Source organism: Campylobacter avium LMG 24591 (genome assembly GCF_002238335.1).
Classification (GTDB): Bacteria; Campylobacterota; Campylobacteria; order Campylobacterales; family Campylobacteraceae; genus Campylobacter_D; species Campylobacter_D avium.
The window spans coordinates 789,481-809,194 of sequence record NZ_CP022347.1; the positions used below are offsets into that span (position 1 = coordinate 789,481).

A 19,714-nucleotide genomic window follows, 5' to 3' on the forward strand; every position below is an offset into this window, starting at 1 on the left:
AGTATGAAAAGGTATATTTTTTTCTCTGTTTTATTTGTTTTTTTCGTAGCCCTTGTCGCTGTTGTTTTTTATGTGTTTTTTGCTACTCAAACAGACAAGTTGCCTATATCTCAGTCTATCTTTGACGATAATGACACAGAACTTGCTGAGCCTGTTTCTCAAAATTCTAAGGCTTGGCAAGATAGATTTTTAAGTATAAAAACCAAGAATTATTCCCCGGCCGTTGAGAATTTTTCTATGGTTTTTGATGTAGATACTACCGCTTTGCAACCTAAGAGCAAATTTTATCAACTTATCATAGATAAAAACGACATTTATTCTGTATTCTGCTTAAAACAAACACTAAATTCATTTGATGTTAAGTATTCTCTTACTAGAAGTAAGGATGAAACCGAGATATTCTTAGATACTGATAACAAACTTATCTTAGAGGCTATACAAAAGGCTTTAACTGTTTATAATATAAATACGCAAGTAAAGGAGATTTGGCTTTGAAAAAAATTATCGTTTGTGACGCGATTTTAGATATTGGCGTTGATATATTAAGAAATGCTAATGATGTTGAGTTGATTGAGGCTGCTAAAATTCCAAAAGATAAATTGCTTACGATGCTAGCAGATGTGGATATAGCTATCACTAGGAGTTCTACTGATGTTGATGAGAAATTTTTAGATGCGGCTAAGAATTTAAAAGCTGTTGTTCGTGCTGGTGTTGGCGTTGATAATGTTGATATAGCTTATGCCTCCAAAAAGGGCGTTATAGTTATGAATGTTCCAACTGCAAACACAATAGCAGCCGTTGAACTTACCATGACGCACCTTTTAACCTCTGCAAGGTCTTTTGTAAATTCACATAATCAGCTAAAACAAGAAAGAAAGTGGGATAGAGAAAAATGGTACGGGGTAGAGCTTAAGGGCAAGACCTTGGGCGTTATAGGCTTTGGGCACATAGGCTCTAGGGTGGCTATAAGAGCAAAATCCTTTGGTATGAATATTTTGGTGTACGACCCTTATATACCAGCTTCTAAGGCTGTGGATTTGGATATGCAATACACTCAAAATTTGGATGATGTGCTCACTAAAAGCGATTTTATCACCATACACACTCCAAAAACAAAAGAAACCAACGCCATGATAGGAGAAAAAGAAATAGCCAAGATGAAAGACGGAGTGAGGCTAATTAACTGTGCTAGAGGAGGGCTTTATGTGGAAGATGCCTTATACAACGCTTTGCAAAGCAATAAAATAGCTTGGCTTGGCATAGATGTTTTTTCCAAAGAACCAGCCACAAATCATCCATTGTTAGAATGCGAAAACATCTCTGTAAGTGCTCACCTTGGTGCAAATACTGTTGAAAGCCAAACAAACATAGCCATACAAGCCTGTGAACAAGCGCTAAGTGCTGCTAGGGAAATTTCATATCCAAATGCCTTGAATTTGCCGGTGAAAACAGAGGATTTGCCGGACTTTGCCTTGCCTTATGTTGAGCTTGTATCTAAGATGGCTTATCTTTGTTCGCAAGTTGAAAATAAAGATGTTATCAAGGCTGTAAGTTTGGAGGCTGAGGGAGCTATCTCTCAGCATGCGCATTCTATGCTAAATTTCGCTGCTGTTTCTGCACTTAGACGAATTTTAGGAGATAGCATAAATTATATAAATGTTGATTTTGTGGCCAAAGATAAAGATATAGACTTAGAATACAAAGTCTTACCAACAAGTAGTGGCTACAATAACAAACTAACCGTGAGAATTCTAACTCAAAATTCTAGTTTTAGTATTTCAGGAACTGTTTTTGGCGAGAGCGAGTTAAGGATTATTGATTTAAACGGCTTTAGAACTGATTTTAAGCCTAAAGGCAAGATGATTATAACTAAAAATCAAGATATACCAGGTTTCATAGCCGATATTAGTGGAATTTTGGCGAAAAACCATATCAACATAGCTGATTTTAGACTAGGTAGAGACGGCTACGGATACGCCTTGGCCGTTATACTTATAGATGAAAAGGCTGATGATAAGCTCCTTGAGCAGATTAACGACTTAGAGGCTTGTTCTTTCGCTAAGTATGCAGAGTTGTGATGAGAATTTTATTAGTAGAGGATGATAGCGACTTAAATGAGCTGCTTACTTTGAGGTTTAAGTCGCTATCTTATGAGGTGCATTCTTTTTTAAATTTAGACTGCGTAAAAACTTGTCTTGATGAAAATGAGATAGATTTATTGATACTTGATAGAAATATTTGCGGCGAAGATGCCCTAAATTTCGTAAAAAGCTTAAGGGAAGAAGCTTATAACGAACCCGTGATATTTTTAACAGCAAAGGCTTTGAAAAGAGACATTTTAGAGGGTTTTGAGAGCGGTTGCGATGATTATGTGTGCAAGCCCTTTGATTTTGATGAGCTTTTGTTGCGTATGAAAGCCTTGCTTAAGCGAAGCAAAAGACAAAATTCAAAGATATCTTTTAAAAACATCCTGCTTGACATTGAAAATAGGCAGTGTTTTGAGGATAATCAAGAAGTAAAAGTCTCAAATTTAGAATTTGAATTGTTAAAGTGTTTTTTCGAGAACAAAAATGTGCTTTTAACTAGGCAGTTTTTAAGTGAAAATGTATGGCTTGATGAGTTTACAAATGATAAAAGTATAAATATTGCTATTACAAGACTTAGAAATAAATTTAAGGTCTTAAAAGAACAAATACACAGCATAAGGGGCGTTGGCTACAAGCTATGCTAGAACTTAAATTTAAGTATTTTTTTCTTATCTTAGCTTTGTTTTTTGTAGCCTTTTTTGTCTTAAATTTCTTGATGTTATTTTATGATAATCACTTACTTTTTTCTTCCCTATCTTTTTGTTTGCTTTTGTTTTGTTTATTTTTTGCCTTTTACTTTTTTTATAAATTTAGGGCGTTTTTTAAAAACAGCGTTTCTTTTTTAAAAAATATAGATAAAAAAAATACAAATGGGCTGCAAAACACAGTTTTTGCAGAATTAAACGAGCTAAATAGCGCGCTTTACGGTGCCAAGTATGAATTTGCAAAAAAACAAAAGGAAAATAAAAAGCAATACAAAAAAATAAATATAAAAAACATGCAGTTTTTAAATATCATCTCAGCCATATCCCACGAGCTTAAAAATCCTTTATCTGTTATAAATTTAAGCCTTGATATCTTAGAAAATGAAAAGATTAAAAACAAGGCCTTGCTAGATAAGATAAGAAAACAATGTCAAAAAATCAATATGCTAAGCTCAAAGCTAAATTTAGTCTTTAACTTAAAGTCAAAAGAAATACAAAGGCTTGAATTTGATTTGTATGAGCTTTGCAAAAATATCATACAAGAGCATAATTTTAACAGAGTCATCTTGCAAGGTCAAAGCTCCTATGTAGATGCTGATGTGTTTTTAATAGAACAGGTGATAATAAATTTGCTAAACAATGCTTTAAAATACAGCAAAAAAGAAGTCATTTTAACGGTCAAAGATAAGGAACTTATAGTAAAAGACTTTGGCATAGGTATCGCAAAAGAGCATATAAAATTAGTTAGCAAGAAATTCTATAAGATTGATAGCAGCAGTGAAAACTCCTTCGGTATAGGTCTTTTTTTGGTTAAAAAAATTTTACTTTTGCACGGCTCACATTTGCAAATTTCAAGCAAATTAGGCGAATTTAGCGAGTTTTCATTTAGGCTTTAGGAGAAGCTATGTCCTTGGTTCAAGTTATAAATGCAAGCAAAAAATTTGCTAATAAAACAGTCTTAGATAATGTGAGTTTAAGCCTTAATGAAGGAGATAAGGTAGCTATCATAGGCAAAAATGGCGAGGGAAAATCCACGCTTTTAAAGGCTATTTATGGAAGCTTGGCCTTGGATTTTGGCTCTATCAATATAAAAAACACAGCCAGCATTGCCATGCTTACTCAGGATATAAATTTTGATTTAAATTTAAGCGTGCAGGAGGCTTTAAGGCTTTATTTAGACGATATTTTTCAAGCCTTAAAAGAATACAAAAGCCTAAATTTAGAGCTTTCAAAAAAAGAAAATGATACAAGCTTGCTAAAAGAATTGCAAATATTAAGCGACTTTTTAGAAAGCAAGGAAGCCTGGGATATAGAATACAAGATAAAAAGAATTTTGCAAGAATTTAAGCTTTATGATCGGGCAAATGACGCTTTAGGCTCTTTGAGCGGGGGCGAGCTAAGAAGACTTGCTTTGTGTGCTATCTTGCTTAAAAAGCCAGATATTATGCTGCTTGATGAGCCGACAAATCACCTAGATGTGTATATGAGTGCCTTTTTAGAAGAAATGCTTAAAAAAAGCAAATCTTGCATTCTTTTCATATCTCACGATAGGTATTTTATAGATAAAATCGCCTCTGCTTGCCTTGAGTTAGAGCAGGGCAAACTTAGCTTTTTTGATGGAAATTACAGCCTTTATCTTTCGAAAAAGCTTCAAATTTTAGCCGCTTTAAATAAGGCTCACGAAAATATGCTCAAGCTTTTAAAAAGGGAAGAAGAGTGGCTAAGCAGAGGCGTAAAAGCAAGATTAAAGAGGAATGAGGGCAGGAAAGAACGGTTATTAAAAATGCGTCAAGAGCTAAAAACTAACCCGGCTAAAATATCTCAGCTAAAAGTGGAGCTAATGAGAGCCAATAACAGTTACAAAGAAAGGCCTGATACAAACCGCAAAAAAATGCTTTTCGAGCTTAAAAACGCTTCCAAAAACATAGCAAATAAAGTGCTTTTTAAAGACTTTAGCACGAGAATTTTACAAGGAGAAAGAATAGCAGTAGTTGGTAAAAACGGCTGCGGCAAGTCAAGCTTTTTAAAAATTTTAATGGGCGAGTTGAATTTAGACACAGGAGAGCTTAAGAGGGGCGATTTTAAGATAGCGTATTTTGAGCAAAGCAAAAGAAATTTAGACCCTAAACTAAGCATACTTGAGCTTTTTTGTCCAAATGGCGGCGATACTGTTAATATCAACGGAAAAAACATGCATGTTTATGGTTATTTGAAAAAATTTTTATTTCCTAAGGAATTTTTAGAACAAAAGATAGGATTTTTAAGTGGCGGAGAAAAGACCAGACTAGCACTAGCCTTGCTTTTTTCGCAAGTTTATGACATTTTGGTGCTTGATGAACCAACAAATGACTTAGATATAGCCACTATAAATATTTTAGAAGATTATCTTATATCTTATGAAGGCGCTATCTTGCTTGTGTCTCACGATAGGTATTTTGTAGATAAAATAGCTACAAAGCTTTATGCCTTTGAAAACGAGCGTATAGAAATTTATCACACATCTTACACGCAGTATCTAGAAAATGAGCTTGATTTTGCCGAGCTAAAGGAATATGTAAAAGATAGCTCAGAGCAAAATTTCAAGCAAAAAAATAATGTAAAATTAAGCTATAAAGAAAATTTGATTTTAAATCAAAACCCAGAGCTAATTAAGGACTTAGAAAGCAAGATAAAGGACTTAAACGAGCTTTTGTATAATCCTCAAAATTATGAGAATGTAAATTTGCAAGAAAGCTATAATGAGCTTCAAAAGCTACAAGATGAAGTGGCTAGGCTAGAGGAAGAGTATTTTGAAGTCTTGCAAAAGATAGACTAGGACTTGAAATTCTTATCAGCTTTTATTAGTTCGCTAAATTGCTTAGCCAAGATAGAGGCTTTGTCCTTATCCTTTGCTATTTCTTTGATTTTTTTGGTAAATTCATACAGTCTGTCATCTAAGATATAGTCGTTTATATCGATTTTTTCTCTTTTTATGCTTGGCTTTGTATTGCTTTTCTTAAACATAGCCTCTCCTTTATTTTTCAAATTTTATACAAATCTTGCTTAAATTTTAACGCTCTTTTTATAAAATTAGCTTATTTTATTTTAAGGACCTTTTATGAGTTTGATTGTGATATTGGGACTTTATACCTTTGCTTTGCTTTTTATAAGTTTTTGCGAAATATCTTTTTTAAAAAAAGAAAAAAACACACAGGCTGTTATACTTAGCGAAAAAGACTACAAGGAAGCTATAGAAATTTCCATAGAGAATAAAAAATTTTCTATCTTTTCCAATCTTTATTCTTTTTTTATAAACATAGCTTGGATTAGCTTTGGTTTTGCCTTTTTAAAGCAGTATTTTATAAAGGATAATTCCATACTTGAAAATACCTTATTTTTGCTAGCATTTTTTGTGATAGGTGCTTTTTTATCCTTGCCTTTAAGTATATACTCAAGTTTTTTTAAGGATAAAAAACAAGGCTTTTCAAATATCACTGTTAAAACCTTTGTGCTTGATTTTATAAAACAACTTGTTTTGCTGCTTATCATAGGCTTTGCTCTGCTTTATGCTTTATTGTATTGTTATGAGTTTTTGGGCGAATATTGGTGGTTTTACGCCTTTTTGATAGCCTTTTTCGTAGCCTTGCTTGCTAATGTTATTTATCCTATCATCATAGTTCCTATGTTTAATAAAATGCAAAAGATAGAGGATGAGAGTTTGTTAGCTGAAATTTCAGCTCTTATGCAAAAATGTGGATTTTCTTCAAATGGAATTTACAGCATAGACGCAAGCAAGAGGGACAAGCGTTTAAATGCTTATTTTGGAGGCTTGTTTAAAAGCAAAAGGGTTGTGCTTTTTGATACCTTATTAAAGGCCTTAAATACTAAAGAATTATTGGCTGTTTTAGGACACGAACTTGGGCATTTCGTGCATAAAGATATACTGAAATTACTAGCTCTTTCGGCCTTGATTTATTTTTCAATCTTTTTCATCTTTGCGCACCTGCCGCTTGCTTTTTACGAGCAAAGTTCCTTGCTTGATGTGAATGCTGGAGTTTTTGCGCTTATTTTTATATTAGGAGAGCTTGTAGTCTTTATTTTGTCTCCTTTTTTAAATGCCTTAAGCAGGTTTAATGAATTTAAGGCTGATATGCACGGAGCAAAACTTACCTCAAAGGATGATATGAAAAATGCACTCATTTGCTTGGCAAAAGAAAATAAAGCCTTTGTAAAAAATAGCAAAATTTACACCTTTTTTCATCTTAGCCACCCAAGCATTAGCGATAGGATTAAAGCCTTAGATGAAAGTTAAAGACGCTTTAGAGGAGATTAAAAAAAACGATAAAAGCTTGCAAAATGAGCTTGTTTTTATACTTTGTGAATGCTTAAGCAAAGATAAGGCCTGGTTGTATTTAAATTTAGATTATGACTTTGATGAAAGCTTTTATCGCACTTGTCTTGATAAATTTTTAAAGGATAAATTGGCCTTTGAGTATATTTTTAATAAAGTTTCATTTTATGGCCTTGATTTTAAGATAGAAGAAGGTGTGTTAATACCTCGCTTTGATAGCGAAATTTTGTTAAATTTATGCCTTAAAGAACTTTGCGTAAATTCTTATAAAAATATCTTAGAAATTGGCTTTGGAAGCGGGGTTTTAAGCATTGTTCTAGCCTTAAAACTTGCCTTAAAAATCAGTGCTTGCGACATAAATGAAAAGGCTTTACATGTGGCCTTGCAAAATGCCAAGCTTCATAAGGTTGAGCATTTGCTTGATTTTAAGCTTAGCTCTTATGATAAGCTTAACTGTGAGTATGATTTTATCTTTTCAAATCCGCCATACATAGCAAGTACATATCCTCTTGATGCTTATGTGAAAAATGAACCAAGCTCAGCCTTAATAGGAGGCGATAAGGGTTATGAGTTCTTGCACAATTTGATAAGTTTTGCAAAAGAAAGAAAGGCTAAATGTTTGGCCTGTGAATTTGGCTATGATCAAAAAGAAATTTTAGAAGATATTTTAAAACAAAATGGTTTTAAAGCTACTTTTTATAAAGATTTGCAAGGTTACGATAGGGCTTTTATTGCTTTTTCTTAAGTTAAATTTTGTTATATTCTAAATTTTTAAGGGGTTGATTTTGTTTTTACAGTTTGATTTTACTTATACGAGTGATAATGATTTTTTTGAATACTTGCTTAGATACTACGCTAAGGATTATGAATACAGCTTGCAAAGAGAGGCTGATAATATAATGCTTAAGGTAAGAGCTAGCGAGGCCGAGTTAGCAAGCTTTTGTGATAATTTTAATTTTATGGCAAATTCTTTATTTTTGCAAGGCTTTGATGTTAAGGCTGTTGAGGGCGAGTTTGAGCCTAGCAAAGAAAGCGATAAAGACTTTGTTAAGATGGATTTTCTAACGCAAAAAAATAGCGAGGCTTACAGGCAAAACCAAGACTTGCTAGACAACGAATGGGGCGTTTTTGTAAATGATTTATTATCCTTTGATGAAAAAGAGTATAAAAAGATAGAAAAATCAAATTTCACAGAGCTTTTAACGCAAAGCATAAGCAGCTTAAAAAGCGGTGCTTGTATTTTTATTAAAAATCATTTAGGACTTTATAAAATTTCTATTTTTGATAATCAAAATTTACATGATTTTTTAATGCCAAGTGATGTAAAGGCCTTAAAAACAGCTTTTGTGGCTTCTAATGAGAATTTAAAACTCCTAGCAAGCCTTGAAAAACCGCTTGTAAGATTAAAATTTTCTCAACCTTTTAGACAAAAATACGGACCCAAAAGTACCTTTTTTCCTGTTAAATTTGCTAACAATTTATTTTTATTTGCCTTGGGTCTTGAGCTTTTTAAAGACGATATTAAATTTTTAAGCTTTCAAAAACTTGAGCATTTTGCCGATGATTTTGAGGTTTTTGAGGAGAGCAAAAGGCTTGTTGTTGTAAGCGGCCTTGACTTTATCAACTCAAAAGCAAGAGATTTGATACTTAGCAAAGATGATAAAAACATGGCTAAGCTTTCATACATACTAAGCTCGTTTAAAGAAGATGCTCTTGTGCTAGAGCTTAGCAAGGAACATGATGACATTTTACTGATAGATAAGGAGATAAACATCCTAAATCTTTCCCTGCCAAGTTCTTTTAAAGAGCTTTATCAAGAGCTGTGTAGAGATGACACAGGCAAAAGACTTTTAAATAATTTTAAAAAAGAATTTGATGTTTTAGACGCAGATATCAAGGCTAAAAACAACTTTTTTTCTTTATTTGGCATAGTTGGTATGGTGCTTGGGCTTGATACTAACACGCATGAGGCTGCGAAAAAGCTTATAGAACTTTGCGATACTAGCAGATTGGAACGCGGAGTTAGGATAGATTTTAAGCTAAAAGAGAATTCTAAGGATTTTGATTACATAAAAACCGTTCGTTCTGTGATGAGTTTTATGTTGGCAGGAGTATCTAAAAACGACATAGCGTACGGGCTTATAGAAAGCTTGGCTTATTTTTTAAGAGATACTTATGATGAATTAAGACAAAAAGCACAAGTAAAGATAGCTATAATAAGCGGTTCTTTGTTTGAAAGCAGGTCTTTAACAAGGCTTTGTATAAAACACTTAAGAGATATAAAACTTAGCAATGTTGCCTTGCGGGTTTAAGATAGAGCTTTGCGGCCTAGTTCAAGGGGTTGGCTTTAGACCCTTTGTTTATAATTTAGCAAAAAAACATAAGCTAAATGGCGAGGTGTATAACGACAGCAAAGGCGTAGTTATCATACTTGCATGCGAGGAAAAGGAACTTGAGCTTTTTATAAAAGATTTAAGAAATTACAAGCCTAAGCTAGCAAGAATAGATAAGCTAGAATTTACAAGGCTAGAAAATTTAGACTACAAAGACTTTAAGATTACACCATCCAAGATAAATTTAAAAACTTCGGCCATCTTAAGCGATTATGCTTTATGTAAGGACTGCAAGCAGGAATTTTACGACAGCACAAATCCTCGTTTTAAGTATCCTTTCATAACTTGCACGCACTGCGGGGTAAGATTTTCTATAATCAAAAGTCTTCCTTACGATAGAGCGAACACAAGCATGAGTGCTTTTAATATGTGCGAGTTTTGCAAACAAGAATACCAAAATCCATCAAACCGCCGCTTTCACGCACAGCCTCTATCTTGTCCTAAGTGCAAGATAAGCATTTACCTTAAAGATAAGGCTAAACAAGTGCTTTGTGAAGATAAGCAGGCCATAAGAAGCTGTGCCAAGGCTTTAAAGGAGGGCAAAATTTTAGCCATTAAAGGCATTGGCGGCTTTCATTTGGTTTGCGACGCCTTAAACAAAGAAGCTATAAAGGAATTAAGACTTAGAAAAAAAAGAGCCAAAAAGCCTCTAGCCATAATGTGTAAAAATTTGGATGAGGCCTTAAAGCTAGCCTTTATAGATGAGGATGAGGCGAAGCTGCTTTGCTCAAAGGAAGCTCCTATAGTCCTTTTAAAGGCTAAACAATGCCTTGAGCAAATAGCTTTTGAGAGTGATAAAATAGGCATTATGCTAGCTTACAGCCCGCTTCATTTGCTTTTATTTGAGTATTTTCAAAACCCAATAGTAGCCACAAGTGCTAACATAAGCACAGAAAGCATTTTGTATAAAGAGGATGATTTGCTTTCTAAGCTTGGCGATGTTTTTGATTTATATTTAGACTATGATAGAGAGATAATAAACCCAAGCGATGATAGTATAGCTCAAATTTTTGATAAAAAGCCTATGTATTTACGCACCTCAAGGGGCAAAAGGCCGCAGTACATAAAGCTAGATAAGGAATTTAAAACGGCAAATGCCCTAGCTTTAGGCTCAGAGCTTAAAAATGAATTTGTTATAGCCTATGATGATAAGCTTTTGCTCTCTCCTTATTTGGGGGATATGAAAAGCTTGGCTGTGCAAGAGAGAATGAAAATTTTGCTTGATTTTTTTAAAAAAACTTACGATCTTAGCTTTGATTTTATCTTAGCTGATAAACATCCACATTTTGCATATGCTAAGAATTTCAAGCCAAATTTATTTATACAGCACCACTACGCACATCTTTGCGCCGTGCTTTTTGAGCATAAAATTTATGATGCTGTTGTAGCCTTTTGCTTTGATGGCACCGGCTATGGAGATGATAAAAAAATTTGGGGTGGCGAAATTTTAAAGGCGTCTTTGAAAGAGTATGAAAGAGTAGGGCATTTTACAGAATTTAAGCTTATAAATGCTGATATTAAAAATATACAAAATTTGGCTCTAGCCCTTATATTTAAGTGGAATTTGCAAGATGAGGCTGCTTATTTTTTGCAAAAAATAGAGGCGAAAAAACTTAGAAATTTAGAAAAAATTTACAAGCTTTCTAGCCTTTATACCACATCTTTAGGCCGAATTATTGATGCTTTTGGTAGTATAGCCTTTGATATAGATGTGCTTGATTTTGAAGCACAGATTGGTCTTTTGATGGAAAATTACTATGATATTAATCTAAATTATAGCTATGAATTTGAGATAAAAAGTGGTGAAATTTGCTTTAAAAACGCCTTTAAAGCGGCCTTAAAAGATGATAAAAGGCATGTTAGCACCGGGCTTTTAAACGCCATAGCAAATTTGATAATCACTTACTCAGCACAGCACAAACACACGCAAAACAAAGACATAGTCCTATGCGGCGGCGTTTTTCAAAACAAAACCTTGCTTAATATATTAAAAAGTAAGAATTTTAGCTTCAAAACAGGCTTTGAATTTCCGGTAAATGATAGCTCGATAGCCCTTGGTCAAATGGCACACTTTTTATACAAGCTAAATGATACATAGGCTTTTGGCACCATACTTTTTCATCATTTAAGCTTATAAGAAGCAAATTTATTTCACAGCTTCTAGCCCAACTATCCTTGCCTTGCCGTTTAAAATTTTTGCTACTACTATGATTTTTTCACTTAAAAGTCTTTTTTCAAGCTCTAAGGCCCTTTCTTTTGTGGCAAAGTATTTATCTATGTATTTTAATTCTAAATTTAAGCCATAAGTCCTTTTTGCTTCTATGAAAAGTCCTTCTTTTGGTTTTTCGTTTTCATAAAGCTTATCAAAGCTGTAAAGCCCGTTTTGCTCTTCTTTCAAGCTTATGTAAAAGCTTTCTTTTTCATTAGAAAATTTAGAAAAAGAGCTTCCATAGTCTTTAGTCTTTAAATTTATATCATAATTAAGCCTTACATAATGTCCTGCAAGCAAATCCCTAGGATCAAAGCCACTTGCTAAAAGCCTCACTTCCTTTCCTAAAAATACAGGTAAAAAAGCCGAGACAAACATCAAGGCTATTATGATAAATTGTGCGGCAAAGATAAAGGCAAGGTTTTTATTTTTCATTTTTGTTCCTTATAAAAAATCCTATTAAAAGTATAAAAATAGCAAAGATAGTAAAGTATATAGAGCTTTTTAGCAAATTATCCACATCTACAAAATTTATAAAAGCCACCGCAAAAACAGCGAAAAGTCCTAGATAAATTTTAGAGCTTTTAAGCAAATAAAGCCCAAGGGCTAGGCTTAGCATAGAAAAATAAAAGCTAACTATGTCAAATTCATATTTTGCATAAGCAAAGGATGTTATAAGGTCTGCAAAATATATAGCACAGATTAAAAAGGCTATGAAAAATCTTTTAAGATATAAGTTTAAGATAAGAAGCAAGATTAATACCGCACTATATATATTAAAGAAAAAGCTATATTGTAAAAAAAACATTTCATTTATATTAAAACTATAGAATAAAAAGAGGCATATAAGGGTAAAATATGATAGATTGTAGTAATTCCTAGCCCTTATAGCTATGAAACATATAGGCACATACCAAGTAAGAAAGCCTAGTAAAAAGTCATAATTATAAAACTTAAATCCAAGGCTTAAAAAATTCACATAAGAGTATAAAAAGATGAAATTTAAAAAGGCTAGTATTTTAGAAGCTGTTAAAAACTGTATCAAAAAGCCTAAAATTAAAAATATCACAAAAAAATGAGCCACAAGGCCATCAAAACTTTCAATGCCCAAAGCAAAGGCAATATAAGCAAGTATATAGCTTTGCATAAAGAGCCAAAAAGAGTTAAAATGAGAGGCTAAAACCAGGGCACAAAGGGCTGCTAATAGCAGGGCAAAAGAAGTATTATCCCCTAGATGATAAAGCTGGGATAAAAGAGCCATATTTGCTAGTAGTGCAAAGATGCTAAAAAAGGCAAAGGCAATTTTTAAATTTTCATTTTTTAAAACCAAACTTAAAACTTGTGTTAGCAGTAAGAGTGCTAGCAAAAAGATAGTTTGCAAGGCTCTTGATAAATCTTGCCAATTATAAGCTACTAAACAAAGCAAAGAAAGTCCTAAAAATAAAAAGCCAAGCAAGATGGCAAGATATGAGGCATTATCACTTTTAAATTCATAATGCTTTTTTATCTTTTCAAAATCTTCTTTGTTTATAAGCTCTTTTGAGTATAAAAACTCAAGCTCTTTTTTTATAATAGCTTTTTTTAAATTAAACACAATGAAGCCTTTTTTATGTTATAAAAATCTCATTATATCCAAATGTTCGTAAATATTTAAGTAAAATTAAGCAAAATTTAGCTAGTATCTAGTCTTTAATTTTGTTTAAGAAAGGATTACTTGTGCCAACCATAAATCAATTGGTTAGAAAAGAGCGTAAAAAAGTCTTAGTAAAGTCTAAGTCTCCAGCGCTTAAGAATTGTCCACAAAGGAGAGGAGTTTGCACTAGGGTTTATACAACAACACCTAAAAAACCAAACTCAGCTCTTAGAAAAGTTGCCAAAGTAAGATTAACTTCTGGCTTTGAAGTTATCAGCTACATAGGCGGTGAGGGTCATAACCTACAAGAACACAGCATAGTTTTAGTGCGTGGGGGTAGGGTAAAGGACTTACCGGGTGTGAAGTATCATATAGTGCGTGGTGCGCTTGATACTGCTGGTGTTGCAAAAAGAACTGTATCTCGTTCTAAATACGGTGCCAAAAAACCTAAAGCAGGTGCGGCTAAATAAATATAAAGACAGGCAAATCCGTTAGATTTGATTTTGTTTGAGTAAAATTTTAAATTTGAAGGAAAAAAATGAGAAGAAGAAAAGCTCCCGTTAGAGAAGTTTTACCCGATCCGATTTATGCAAGCAAAGTAATCACAAAATTTATAAATGCCCTTATGTATGATGGCAAGAAAAGCGTTGCTACCTCTATACTTTATGGTGCCTTAGAAAACATAGACAAAAAAGGTGGCGAGAAAAAAGGCATAGAAATTTTTAATGAGGCCATTGAAAATATAAAGCCTATACTTGAGGTAAAATCCCGCCGTGTTGGAGGGGCAACTTATCAAGTGCCGGTCGAAGTGCGTCCTGCTAGACAGCAAGCTTTAGCCATTCGCTGGATAATTTCTTTTGCTAGAAAAAGAAGTGAAAGAACTATGATAGAAAAGCTATCTGCTGAGCTTTTAGACGCTGCAAATAGCAAAGGTGCTTCATTTAAGAAGAAAGAAGATACTTATAAAATGGCAGAAGCTAACAAAGCCTTTGCTCACTATCGCTGGTAAGAAAGGATTTGTATGTCAAGAAGCACTCCATTAAAAAGGGTTAGAAATATAGGTATAGCAGCTCACATAGATGCTGGAAAGACTACTACAAGTGAGAGAATTTTATTTTTTACTGGTATGAGTCATAAGATAGGCGAGGTGCATGACGGTGCTGCTACTATGGACTGGATGGAGCAGGAAAAAGAAAGAGGTATAACCATAACCTCCGCTGCTACCACTTGTTTTTGGAAAGATTTTCAAATAAATCTTATAGATACTCCGGGCCACGTTGATTTTACCATAGAGGTTGAAAGATCTATGCGTGTTTTAGACGGTGCTGTGGCTGTGTTTTGTTCTGTGGGCGGTGTGCAGCCTCAAAGTGAAACTGTTTGGAGACAGGCGAATAAATACGGCGTTCCAAGAATAGTCTTTGTAAATAAGATGGATAGAATTGGTGCAAATTTTTACAATGTAGAAGAGCAAATTAAGACAAGGCTTAAGGCAAATCCAGTTCCTATACAAATTCCAATCGGTGCAGAGGATGATTTTAAGGGCGTTATAGACTTAGTTACTATGAAAGCCTTGGTTTGGGAAGATGATACTAAGCCTACTGATTATGTTGAAAAAGAAATTCCAGCCGAGCTTAAAGAAAAGGCTGAGGAATACCGCACAAAGATGATAGAAGCTGTATCTGAAACCTCTGATGAGCTTATGGAAAAGTATTTGGGTGGAGAGGATTTAAGTATAGATGAGATAAGAGCAGGTCTTAAGGCGGGTTGTTTAAGTCTTAGCATAGTGCCTATGCTTTGCGGTACTGCTTTTAAAAACAAAGGCGTTCAGCCACTGCTTGATGCGGTTATTGCTTATTTACCAGCTCCTGATGAGGTTGCAAATATAAGAGGCGAGTATGAGGATGGAAGTGAAACCTCTGTAAAATCAACTGATGATGGCGAATTTGCAGCTCTTGCCTTTAAGATAATGACGGATCCTTTTGTTGGACAGCTTACCTTTATAAGAGTTTATAGAGGTAGCCTTGAAAGTGGCTCTTATGCTTATAACTCCACTAAGGATAAAAAAGAAAGAATAGGGCGTCTTTTAAAAATGCACTCTAATAAAAGAGAAGAAATCAAGGTCCTTTACGCAGGAGAAATAGGAGCTGTGGTAGGACTTAAAGATACCTTAACAGGCGATACCTTAGCAAGTGAAAAAGACAAGGTTATACTTGAGAGAATGGACTTTCCAGATCCTGTTATCTCTGTGGCTGTTGAGCCTAAGACTAAGGCTGATCAAGAAAAAATGTCTATAGCTCTTAATAAATTAGCCCAAGAAGATCCAAGCTTTAGGGTAAATACCGATGAAGAAAGCGGACAAACTATAATTTCAGGTATGGGAGAGCTTCACCTTGAGATAATAGTAGATAGAATGCTTAGAGAATTTAAAGTAGAGGCTGAGGTTGGACAGCCTCAGGTTGCTTACAGAGAAACTATAAGAAAAATGGTTGAGCAAGAGTATAAATACGCTAAGCAATCAGGTGGACGCGGTCAATACGGACATGTTTTCTTGCGTATCGAGCCTATGGAAGCTGGAAGCGGCTATGAATTTGTAAATGATATAAAGGGTGGTGTGATACCTAAAGAATATATTCCAGCTGTGGATAAGGGTGTGCAAGAAGCCTTGCAAAATGGCGTTTTGGCTGGTTATCCTATGGAGGATGTTAAGGTTACTGTTTATGATGGTTCTTATCACGAGGTGGATTCATCTGAAATGGCCTTTAAACTAGCCGCCTCTATGGGCTTTAAGGAAGGTGCTAGAAAGGCTGGTGCTGTTATACTTGAACCTATGATGAAGGTTGAGGTTGAAACTCCTGAGGAATATATGGGTGATGTTATAGGAGATCTAAACAAAAGAAGAGGGCAGGTAAATTCTATGGACGAAAGAGGCGGAAACAAGGTTATCACCGCTTTTTGTCCTTTGGCTGAGATGTTTGGATACTCAACTGATCTTAGATCTCAAACCCAAGGCCGTGCTACTTATACTATGGAATTTGATCACTATGATGAGGTTCCAAAAAATGTTTCTGAGGAAATCATTAAGAAAAGAAACGGCTAAGTAAAGCAGGGTTTTTTTACCCTGCTATCTTGTCCTCGTAGCTCAGCAGGATAGAGCGCAAAATTCCTAATTTTGAGGCCGCAGGTTCGAATCCTGCCGGGGACACCAGATTTTTTGTGATGGTTATTGACATCTTTACGTTTTTTTAATACAATTCCCTCCTTATATAACTAAGATGGATTTTTAAGGGTTTTATGAGTGGATTTTGAAACTTTATCTACTTTTGTTAGCGAGGATAATGTAGCAGGGACTAATGAAGAATACAACCAACTTTATCTAAGTATGCAAGGCTTAGCAGAGGGTGAAGAAGAAAGCGTTATGGGCGATTCTGTCATTAGTGCTAAGGAGCCTGATTATAAAAAATTAAGTGATGTTTGTATAGAGCTTTGGAAAAGCACAAGAGATTTAAGAGTAGCTACATATCTTACCTTTGCAAATACCCAGCTTTACGGCTTGAATGGACTTTATGATGGTTTAAGACTTATAGATTTTTTAGTAAAAAATTTGTGGGATGATATGTACCCACTATTAGATCCTGATGATGAAATGGATCCTACAGAAAGATTTAACATACTTCAAATTCTCTCTCCTAGTGATACGGGTGGAGGCATTTGCTTATTTTTAATTAAATTTAGAGATATAAAATTATTCTCCTCTTTAACTTATTCTTATAAAGACCTTTTGTTTGCTAAGGGAGAACTTGAAAATAGCGAGAGTGATTTAAATTTATCCTTGTTTGAAGCTGAATGTAAGAACGTTTCACAGGATGAGTTAGCTCAAAAAATAGCCTTAGTAAATGATATTTTAACTGTCTTAGATTCAATAGAAAAAGAACTTTATGAAAAAACACAGCAAGCTTTTTATTTTACTTTATTAAAGGATGATTTAAATTTTTTATTAAAATTTTATTCCTCTTTAAAGCCTGATGAAAACACGAATAATGATATAGATTTAAATAATGATACAAATTTAAAGGAAACAAAGGAGCTTGTTAATACTATGAATATAAGTGATTTAAGCTCATATAACCCTAAAAATAGACAAGAAGCCTTGCTTCTTTTGCAAAAAAGTGCTGATTATTTCAGCAAACACGAGCCTAGCAATCCAATTCCATTTTTATTGCAAAGGGCTTTGAGAATGGCTGATATGAATTTTGTTGATTTATTAAAGGATATAGAACCAGGTTATGTTGATAGGATTAAAGATGTGCTTGGCATACCTAAAAACTAATTTAAGGAGATTTAATGGCGAATAGTCAAAAATTTGTAGGTAAAAATAGGGCTCCAAGAGTTCAAGTTGAGTATGATGTTGAGCTTTATGGTGCCGAAAAGAAGGTAAATCTACCGTTCGTTATGGGCGTTTTATCTGATTTATCTGGTAAGTCAGAGATTAAAACTAAGGTTGATGATAAGAATTTCATAGATATTGATAGCTCAAATTTTAACGATGTTATGAAAAAGATTAAACCAAGAGTTGCCTTTATGGTTCCAAATAAGCTTGATGAAAGCACTCAAATAGCTGTTGATATAAGCTTTGAAAATATGGATGATTTCTCTCCTGCTAAGATAGCCAAAAAAGTAGATGGCTTAAAGCAAATTTTAGAGGCTAGAGAACAGCTTGCAAATCTTTTAAGCTATATGGACGGAAAGGCAGGAGCTGAAGAATTGCTCAACAAGATACTAAACGATGATGCCTTGTTAAAAGCTTTATCAGCAAAAGCAAAAGAAACAGAAACAAAAGAATAAATGGATAAGAAAATGAGCGAAAATTTAAAAGAAAATGAAGTTTTAAATCAAAATATGGAGTTTAGCGACTTTGAAAAGTTGCTAAATGAGGAATTTCAACCAAAGTCAGATGAAGCAAATGAGGCTGTGCATAGTGCTGTTAAAACCTTAATAGCTCAGGCTGTGTCTAATGCAAATTTAATCAAAAGTGATGTGTTAAGCACTATAGAAAGCATAATAGCAGAGCTTGATAAAAACCTAAGTGAGCAATTAAACGAAATTATACATCACGAGGAATTTAAGACTATGGAAAGTGCTTGGCGTGGTCTTGACTATTTAGTTAGCAATACCGCTACAAGTGAGAATTTAAAAATAAAGGTCTTTAATATCAGTAAAAGCGAATTGTTAAAAACCTTAAAGAAATACAAAGGCACAGCTTGGGATCAAAGCCCTTTATTTAAAAAGATATACGAAGAAGAATATGGAACAGCCGGTGGAGAGCCTTTTGGTTGTTTGGTGGGTGATTATTATTTTAATCAAAGTGCACCTGATATAGAGCTTTTAAAGGGTATAGCACAAATAGCTGCTGCGTCTCATGCGCCTTTTATATCATCAGTTGATCCTTCTATGATGAATTTAAATTCTTGGCAGGATTTAGCAAACCCTAGGGATATAAACAAAATTTTTAGTACACCTGAATATGCCTCTTGGAGATCCTTTAGGGATTCAGATGATAGTAGATATGTAGCTTTAACACTTCCTAGGGTTTTAAGCAGAGCTCCTTATGGAGCCAATTCTAATCCTGTAGAAGAATTTGCCTTTGAAGAAGATACAGGTAGTGGAGATAGCTCTAAGTATGCTTGGATGAATGCTGCTTATGGAATGGGTGTAAATATAAACCGTTCTTTTGCAGAGTATGGTTGGTGTGCTAGGATTAGAGGTGTTGAAAGTGGTGGTATAGTTGAGTCTTTACCTACTCATACCTTTCCTTCAGATGATGGCTCTGTAGCTATGAAATGTCCTACAGAAATAGCTATAACAGATAGAAGAGAGGCCGAGCTTTCTAGTAATGGTTTCTTGCCGCTTTGTTACTGGAAAAATACTGATTATGCTGTATTTTTAGGAGGACAAACTGTAAATAAGCCAAAAGAGTATGATAATAAAGAAGCCACTGCCAATGCAAATTTATCAGCAAGATTACCTTATATATTTGCGGTTAGTCGTTTTGCACACTATCTTAAGTGTATAGTTAGAGATAAGATAGGATCTTTTAAAGAAAAAGCTGATATGCAAAATTGGCTTAGTAATTGGATTGCTAATTATGTAACAAGCGATCCTAACGCACCTGAGGAAGTTAAGGCTAAGTATCCTTTAGCTGAGGCTAAGGTAGAGGTTGATTCTATAGAGGGACAACCGGGTTATTATAGTGCTAAGTTTTATATGAGACCGCATTATCAACTAGAGGGCTTAACTACCTCGCTAAGACTTGTTTCGAAACTGCCTAGTGGGCAAAAATAATTTTATTTTAAGGAGAAAA

General features: G+C 34.2%; 18 protein-coding genes and 1 tRNA gene. 16 read left to right on the forward strand and 3 right to left on the reverse strand.

Annotation, left to right across the window (positions count from 1 at the left end):
- The first annotated feature begins 3 nt into the window (after positions 1-3).
- From CAV_RS04025 to abc-f, 5 genes are read left to right on the forward strand one after another with little or no spacing between them, the layout of a single operon-like run.
- Entirely contained in the window at positions 4-495 is a 492-nt protein-coding gene (locus CAV_RS04025; RefSeq protein WP_094325223.1) for a hypothetical protein, read from the forward strand.
- Positions 492-2,078: a phosphoglycerate dehydrogenase gene (serA, locus tag CAV_RS04030; protein WP_094325224.1), complete on the forward strand. Its 1,587-nt coding sequence runs from the start codon at positions 492-494 to the stop codon at positions 2,076-2,078. Before CAV_RS04025 ends, serA begins: the two co-directional genes overlap by 4 nt.
- The gene (locus CAV_RS04035) at positions 2,078-2,731 is read left to right on the forward strand and encodes a response regulator transcription factor (RefSeq protein ID WP_094325225.1); all 654 of its coding nucleotides are present in this window, start codon (positions 2,078-2,080) and stop codon (positions 2,729-2,731) included. The genes serA and CAV_RS04035 overlap by 1 nt, the downstream gene beginning before the upstream one ends.
- Positions 2,725-3,687 (forward strand): sensor histidine kinase, encoded by a 963-nt coding sequence (locus CAV_RS04040; protein WP_094325226.1) that lies wholly within the window; start codon positions 2,725-2,727, stop codon positions 3,685-3,687. The genes CAV_RS04035 and CAV_RS04040 overlap by 7 nt, the downstream gene beginning before the upstream one ends.
- Before the next feature lie 8 nt (positions 3,688-3,695).
- Positions 3,696-5,606 (forward strand): ribosomal protection-like ABC-F family protein, encoded by a 1,911-nt coding sequence (gene abc-f / locus CAV_RS04045; protein WP_094325227.1) that lies wholly within the window; start codon positions 3,696-3,698, stop codon positions 5,604-5,606.
- Here the strand turns inward: abc-f and CAV_RS04050 are convergent.
- Complete coding sequence (locus tag CAV_RS04050; RefSeq protein WP_094325228.1) at positions 5,603-5,794, reverse strand: molybdenum cofactor biosynthesis protein; 192 nt, start codon at positions 5,792-5,794, stop codon at positions 5,603-5,605. The genes abc-f and CAV_RS04050 overlap by 4 nt on opposite strands.
- Before the next feature lie 94 nt (positions 5,795-5,888).
- Between CAV_RS04050 and CAV_RS04055 the strand changes: the two genes are divergently transcribed.
- From CAV_RS04055 to hypF, 4 genes are read left to right on the forward strand one after another with little or no spacing between them, the layout of a single operon-like run.
- Entirely contained in the window at positions 5,889-7,082 is a 1,194-nt protein-coding gene (locus tag CAV_RS04055; protein ID WP_094325229.1) for a M48 family metallopeptidase, read from the forward strand.
- The gene (locus tag CAV_RS04060; protein WP_094325230.1) at positions 7,072-7,866 is read left to right on the forward strand and encodes a HemK/PrmC family methyltransferase; all 795 of its coding nucleotides are present in this window, start codon (positions 7,072-7,074) and stop codon (positions 7,864-7,866) included. Before CAV_RS04055 ends, CAV_RS04060 begins: the two co-directional genes overlap by 11 nt.
- 40 nt (positions 7,867-7,906) lie before the next feature.
- Complete coding sequence (locus CAV_RS04065) at positions 7,907-9,433, forward strand: carbamoyltransferase HypF (protein ID WP_094325231.1); 1,527 nt, start codon at positions 7,907-7,909, stop codon at positions 9,431-9,433.
- Positions 9,414-11,612: a carbamoyltransferase HypF gene (gene hypF / locus CAV_RS04070; protein WP_094325232.1), complete on the forward strand. Its 2,199-nt coding sequence runs from the start codon at positions 9,414-9,416 to the stop codon at positions 11,610-11,612. The genes CAV_RS04065 and hypF overlap by 20 nt, the downstream gene beginning before the upstream one ends.
- 48 nt (positions 11,613-11,660) lie before the next feature.
- Here hypF and CAV_RS04075 read toward each other — a convergent pair whose 3' ends face one another.
- Both CAV_RS04075 and CAV_RS04080 read right to left on the reverse strand, forming a co-directional pair.
- Positions 11,661-12,158, reverse strand: coding sequence for a GDYXXLXY domain-containing protein (locus tag CAV_RS04075; RefSeq protein WP_094325233.1), 498 nt, complete (start codon positions 12,156-12,158; stop codon positions 11,661-11,663).
- On the reverse strand, positions 12,148-13,317 hold the full coding sequence (locus CAV_RS04080; RefSeq protein WP_157676317.1) for a DUF2157 domain-containing protein: 1,170 nt from the start codon (positions 13,315-13,317) through the stop codon (positions 12,148-12,150). Before CAV_RS04080 ends, CAV_RS04075 begins: the two co-directional genes overlap by 11 nt.
- Positions 13,318-13,439: 122 nt before the next feature.
- On the opposite strand from CAV_RS04080, the gene rpsL reads away from it, so the two are divergent.
- From rpsL to tssC, 7 genes are all read left to right on the forward strand, one after another.
- Complete coding sequence (gene rpsL / locus CAV_RS04085; RefSeq protein WP_094325235.1) at positions 13,440-13,826, forward strand: 30S ribosomal protein S12; 387 nt, start codon at positions 13,440-13,442, stop codon at positions 13,824-13,826.
- A 68-nt stretch (positions 13,827-13,894) separates the two neighbouring features.
- Positions 13,895-14,365 carry a 30S ribosomal protein S7 gene (gene rpsG / locus CAV_RS04090; RefSeq protein ID WP_094325236.1) on the forward strand — a complete coding sequence of 157 codons (471 nt, stop codon included), beginning with the start codon at positions 13,895-13,897 and terminating at the stop codon, positions 14,363-14,365.
- A gap of 12 nt (positions 14,366-14,377) precedes the next feature.
- On the forward strand, positions 14,378-16,453 hold the full coding sequence (gene fusA, locus CAV_RS04095; RefSeq protein ID WP_094325237.1) for an elongation factor G: 2,076 nt from the start codon (positions 14,378-14,380) through the stop codon (positions 16,451-16,453).
- A gap of 31 nt (positions 16,454-16,484) precedes the next feature.
- A tRNA-Arg gene (locus CAV_RS04100) sits at positions 16,485-16,561 on the forward strand.
- A 90-nt stretch (positions 16,562-16,651) separates the two neighbouring features.
- Complete coding sequence (gene tssA / locus CAV_RS04105) at positions 16,652-17,683, forward strand: type VI secretion system protein TssA (protein ID WP_094325238.1); 1,032 nt, start codon at positions 16,652-16,654, stop codon at positions 17,681-17,683.
- A 14-nt stretch (positions 17,684-17,697) separates the two neighbouring features.
- On the forward strand, positions 17,698-18,198 hold the full coding sequence (gene tssB / locus CAV_RS04110) for a type VI secretion system contractile sheath small subunit (protein WP_094325239.1): 501 nt from the start codon (positions 17,698-17,700) through the stop codon (positions 18,196-18,198).
- A gap of 12 nt (positions 18,199-18,210) precedes the next feature.
- Positions 18,211-19,695, forward strand: coding sequence for a type VI secretion system contractile sheath large subunit (gene tssC, locus CAV_RS04115; RefSeq protein ID WP_094325543.1), 1,485 nt, complete (start codon positions 18,211-18,213; stop codon positions 19,693-19,695).
- Positions 19,696-19,714 lie beyond the last annotated feature (19 nt).